General features: G+C 69.6%; 4 protein-coding genes. All 4 read left to right on the forward strand.

The annotated features are described in order from the left end of the window. Positions 1-409 precede the first annotated feature (409 nt). From kdpF to ACFWEG_RS28230, 4 genes are read left to right on the forward strand one after another with little or no spacing between them, the layout of a single operon-like run. Positions 410-499, forward strand: coding sequence for a K(+)-transporting ATPase subunit F (gene kdpF / locus ACFWEG_RS28215; RefSeq protein ID WP_387220730.1), 90 nt, complete (start codon positions 410-412; stop codon positions 497-499). A gap of 8 nt (positions 500-507) precedes the next feature. Continuing rightward, positions 508-2,172, forward strand: a complete 1,665-nt coding sequence (gene kdpA, locus ACFWEG_RS28220) for a potassium-transporting ATPase subunit KdpA (protein ID WP_387220732.1) — start codon at positions 508-510, stop codon at positions 2,170-2,172. After that, a complete protein-coding gene (kdpB, locus tag ACFWEG_RS28225) occupies positions 2,169-4,277 on the forward strand; it encodes a potassium-transporting ATPase subunit KdpB (protein WP_387220735.1) in 2,109 nt (702 codons plus the stop codon). Before kdpA ends, kdpB begins: the two co-directional genes overlap by 4 nt. A 6-nt stretch (positions 4,278-4,283) precedes the next feature. Continuing rightward, positions 4,284-4,964 carry a potassium-transporting ATPase subunit C gene (locus ACFWEG_RS28230; RefSeq protein WP_387220737.1) on the forward strand — a complete coding sequence of 227 codons (681 nt, stop codon included), beginning with the start codon at positions 4,284-4,286 and terminating at the stop codon, positions 4,962-4,964. Positions 4,965-5,012: the final 48 nt, after the last annotated feature.

Below are 5,012 nucleotides of genomic sequence, written 5' to 3' on the forward strand. Positions count from 1 at the left end.
GAGATCGCTTCGTGTCTGGGGGGCTCGTTTTTGTGTATAAGACACCGGGACGGCATGACCCCACGAAGAGCGCGGACACCTGCCGGTGCCCGCGCTCTTCGGCGATGGCGTGCCCCGCGTCATCCCCGACCGGCGGCCCCGGCCCCGTTCCGTGTCGGAACCGGGACGCCGCGTGACGGCTGGGGGCGAGGGCGTCAGGAGGGCGTCAAAGCTCCGCCCCCTGACGTCAGGGGGGCGTCAAGGCGGCTCGCTCCTGGTCTGACGTGGGGGTTTGCTGTTCTCACCGGCCGCCCGGTCGGGATTCTTCCCTCGTCAATCAGGAGCTCACGATGGCCGATCTGGCCTTCGTCGCCACCACGGTCGCGATCTTCGCGCTGGTGGCACTCGTCGCCCGGGGGGTGACCAAGCTGTGACTGCCGAGAACATCGTCGGCCTCGTCGTGGCCGTCTCCCTGCTCGGGCACCTCGTCCTCGCCCTGCTGTACCCGGAGAGGTTCTGAGACCCGACATGAGTCCCGTCCTCGCTGGCGTGCTCCAGCTCCTCGCTCTGATCGCCGCCCTGGCCCTCGCCTACCGCCCGCTGGGCGACCACATGGCCCGGGTGTACTCCTCCGAGAAGCACCTCAGGCCGGAGAGGTGGATATACAAGGCCATCGGCGCCGACCCGTCCGCGGAGATGCGCTGGCCCGCCTACCTGCGCGGCGTCCTCGCCTTCTCCGCGGCCGGTGTGCTGTTCCTGTACCTGCTGCAGCGCGCCCAGGGCGTCCTGCCCGGTTCGCTCGGCTTCGCCGCGATCGACCCCGACCAGGCGTTCAACACCGCCGCGTCGTTCGTCGCGAACACCAACTGGCAGTCGTACTACGGCGAGCAGGCCATGGGCCACGTCGTGCAGACCGGCGGCCTCGCGGTGCAGAACTTCGTCTCCGCCGCGGTCGGGATGGCCGTCGCGGTGGCCCTGGTGCGCGGGTTCGCCCGGTCCCGGACCGGTGAGCTCGGCAACTTCTGGTCGGACCTGGTCCGCGGTGTCGTCCGGATCCTGCTGCCGATCTCCGTGATCGGCGCGGTGCTCCTGGTCGCCATGGGCGCGATCCAGAACTTCGCCGGGATCCACGAGGTCGGCCAGTTCACGGGCGGCACGCAGGACTGGAACGGCGGCGCGGTCGCCTCCCAGGAGGTCATCAAGGAGCTGGGCACCAACGGCGGCGGCTACTTCAACGCCAACTCCGCCCACCCCTTCGAGAACCCGAACCCGCTGTCCAACCTGTTCGAGATCTTCCTCATCCTGCTGATCCCGTTCGCCCTGACCCGCACCTTCGGCCGCATGGTCGGCTCGCTGAAGCAGGGCTACGCGATCCTCGGCACGATGGCCGTCATCTGGCTCGGTTTCACCGCCCTGATGATGTGGACGGAGTTCGCGGGCCGCGGCCCGGCGTTCGAGATCGCCGGCGGGGCGATGGAGGGCAAGGAGACCCGCTTCGGCGTCGCGGGATCGTCGCTCTTCTCCGTGGCAACGACGCTGACCTCGACCGGCGCGGTCAACTCCTTCCACTCCTCGTTCACCGGCTTCGGCGGCGGCATCCAGCTCCTCGGGATGCAGCTCGGCGAGATCGCGCCCGGCGGCGTCGGCTCCGGCCTCTACGGCATGCTGGTCATGGCCGTCATCGCGGTCTTCATCGCCGGGCTCATGGTCGGCCGCACCCCGGAGTACCTGGGCAAGAAGATCGGCACCCGCGAGATCAAGTTCGCGGCCTGCTACATCCTCGTCACCCCGGCCCTGGTCCTCGGCTTCACCGCCGTCGCCATGGCGCTGCCCACTCCCGGGAACTCGATGACGAACTCCGGCGCGCACGGCTTCTCCGAGATCCTCTACGCCTACACCTCGGGCGCCAACAACAACGGCTCCGCGTTCGCCGGTCTCAACGCCGACACCCAGTGGTTCAACAGCACGATCGGGATCGCGATGCTGCTCGGCCGGTTCCTGCCGATCGTGTTCGTCCTCGCGCTGGCCGGATCGCTCGCCGAGCAGAAGCCCGTCCCCGAGACCGTGGGCACCCTGCGCACCGACAAGCCGCTCTACACCGGGCTGCTCGTCGGCACGATCCTGATCATCACCGGACTCACCTACTTCCCCGCCCTCGCGCTGGGACCGCTCGCCGAAGGGCTCGCCTCATGAGCACCGCCACCCCCACCCGCACCCCGCAGGAGGACCTCGCGTCCGCCGGACGGCCCGACGCCGCCGGCCGCGTGGGCGGCGGGCTGTTCGACCCGAAGCAACTGGTGAAGTCGTTCCCGGACGCGCTGCGCAAGCTCGACCCGCGGGTGATGGTCAAGTCGCCGGTGATGTTCGTCGTCCTGGTCGGCTCGGTGCTCACCACCGTCCTCGCGGTCCTCGACCCGTCGGACTGGTTCGGCTGGGCGATCGCCGCCTGGCTGTGGCTGACCACGATCTTCGCGAACCTGGCCGAGGCCGTCGCCGAGGGTCGCGGCAAGGCCCAGGCCGACACCCTGCGGAAGGCGAAGACCGACACCGTCGCCCGCCGGCTGAACGGTTCGGCCGAGGAGCAGGTCGCGGGGACGGACCTGCGCATCGGCGACCGGGTCGTCTGCGAGGCCGGCGACACGATCCCCGGTGACGGCGACGTCGTCGAGGGCGTCGCCTCCGTCGACGAGTCCGCGATCACCGGCGAGTCCGCACCGGTCATCCGGGAGTCGGGCGGCGACCGCTCGGCCGTCACCGGCGGCACGAAGGTGCTCTCCGACCGGATCGTCGTCAGGATCACGACGAGGCCCGGCGAGACGTTCATCGACCGCATGATCGCCCTGGTCGAGGGCGCGGCCCGGCAGAAGACGCCCAACGAGATCGCGCTCAACATCCTGCTCGCGTCGCTCACCGTCGTCTTCCTGCTCGCCGTCGTCACGCTCAAGCCGTTCGCGATCTACGCCGGCGCCGACGAGCAGACCTCGATGATCGTCCTCACGGCGCTCCTCGTGTGCCTGATCCCGACGACGATCGGGGCCCTGCTCTCCGCGATCGGGATCGCGGGCATGGACCGGCTCGTCCAGCGCAACGTCCTGGCCATGTCGGGCCGCGCGGTCGAGGCGGCCGGCGACGTGTCGACACTGCTGCTGGACAAGACGGGCACCATCACGCTCGGCAACCGCCAGGCGGCGGAGTTCGTCCCCGTCGCCCGGGTGACCGAGGAGGAACTCGCCGACGCCGCGCAGCTGTCCTCGCTCGCCGACGAAACGCCCGAGGGCCGTTCGATCGTCGTCCTCGCCAAGGAGCGCTACGGGCTGCGGGAGCGCGACCGGGGCGAGCTGACCGGTGCGGAGTGGATCGAGTTCACCGCGCAGACCCGGATGTCGGGGGTCGACCTCGACGGGCGCAAGGTCCGCAAGGGTGCGAGCGGATCGGTCGTGGCGTGGGTGAAGGAACGGGGCGGACAGGTACCCGATGACGCGGCAGAGCTCACGGAGAACATTTCCGCGGCTGGTGGCACGCCGCTGCTGGTGGCTGTGGAGGATGCTGAGGGCCCGCGCGTCCTCGGGGTGATCCACCTCAAGGACGTCGTGAAGGAGGGCATGCGCGAGCGGTTCGACGAGCTGCGCCGCATGGGCATCCGGACCGTGATGATCACGGGTGACAACCCGCTGACGGCCAAGGCGATCGCGGAGGAGGCCGGCGTCGACGACTTCCTCGCCGAGGCCACCCCCGAGGACAAGATGGCCCTCATCAAGCGGGAACAGGCCGGCGGAAAGCTCGTCGCCATGACCGGCGACGGCACCAACGACGCGCCCGCGCTCGCCCAGGCGGACGTCGGCGTCGCGATGAACACCGGCACCTCGGCCGCCAAGGAGGCCGGGAACATGGTGGACCTCGACTCCAACCCCACCAAGCTGATCGAGATCGTCGAGATCGGCAAGCAGCTCCTCATCACCCGGGGCGCGTTGACGACGTTCTCCATCGCCAACGACGTGGCGAAGTACTTCGCGATCATCCCCGCGATGTTCGCCGTGGCCTACCCGTCGTTGGACGAGCTGAACATCATGGGACTCGCCTCGCCGGAGTCGGCGATCCTCTCCGCGGTCATCTTCAACGCGCTGGTCATCGTCGCGCTGGTGCCGCTCGCCCTGCGCGGCGTCCGCTACCGGCCGGCGAGCGCCGACCGGATGCTCCGCCGCAACCTCGCCGTCTACGGACTCGGCGGCCTGGTCGCCCCGTTCGTCGGCATCAAGCTCATCGACATGCTCCTGACCCTCATCCCCGGAATCGGCTGATCCGCCATGACGAACACCTCCGTGAGCTCCACCGCCCGCCTGCTCGGTGCAGGACTGCGCGCCCTGCTCGTCCTCACCCTGGTGTGCGGGGTGCTCTACCCGCTCGCCGTCACCGGGATCGGCCAGGCGCTGTTCAACGACAAGGCCAACGGCTCCGAGATCACCGACGACCGGGGCAAGGTCGTCGGCTCCTCCCTCATCGGCCAGACCTACAACCTGCCGAAGAAGGACGCGGACGACGCCGAGGAGGCCGCCCGGCCGGACCTGAAGTGGTTCCAGCCCCGCCCGTCCAACGGCCTGGGCAGCAACAGCGTCAACACGCAGTACTCCCTCGTCCTCTCCGGCGCCACCAACCGCTCCGGTGACAACGAGGAGTTGATCCAGTGGGTGAAGGACGCGAAGGTCGCCGTCGTCGAGGACAACTCCACGGGTGACCACGAGGTGAAGCCCGCCGACGTCCCCGCCGACGCCGTCACCTCCTCCGGCTCCGGCCTCGACCCGCACATCTCCCCCGAGTACGCGGAGATCCAGGTCCACCGCGTCGCGGAGAAGAACGGGCTCGACGTGAAGCAGGTCGAGGACCTCGTCGCCGACCACACCACCGGCCGCACCCTCGGCTTCATCGGGGAGCCGCGCGTCAACGTCCTGGAACTCAACACCGCCCTGCGGAACCTGTCCCAGAGCTGATGCGGTGACGACACCGGACGGGGGACCGGGCGAGCGGCGTCGAGCCGC

Origin of the sequence: Streptomyces sp. NPDC060194 (assembly GCF_042728285.1) — a bacterium.
Lineage (GTDB): Bacteria > Actinomycetota > Actinomycetes > Streptomycetales > Streptomycetaceae > Streptomyces.

What these genes read in the sequence shown, in the direction of transcription:
- kdpA (WP_387220732.1), top strand. Translation starts at nt 508, where the DNA reads ATGAGTCCCGTCCTCGCTGGCGTGCTCCAGCTCCTCGCTCTGATCGCC.
- kdpB (WP_387220735.1), top strand. Translation starts at nt 2,169, where the DNA reads ATGAGCACCGCCACCCCCACCCGCACCCCGCAGGAGGACCTCGCGTCC.
- ACFWEG_RS28230 (WP_387220737.1), top strand. Translation starts at nt 4,284, where the DNA reads ATGACGAACACCTCCGTGAGCTCCACCGCCCGCCTGCTCGGTGCAGGA.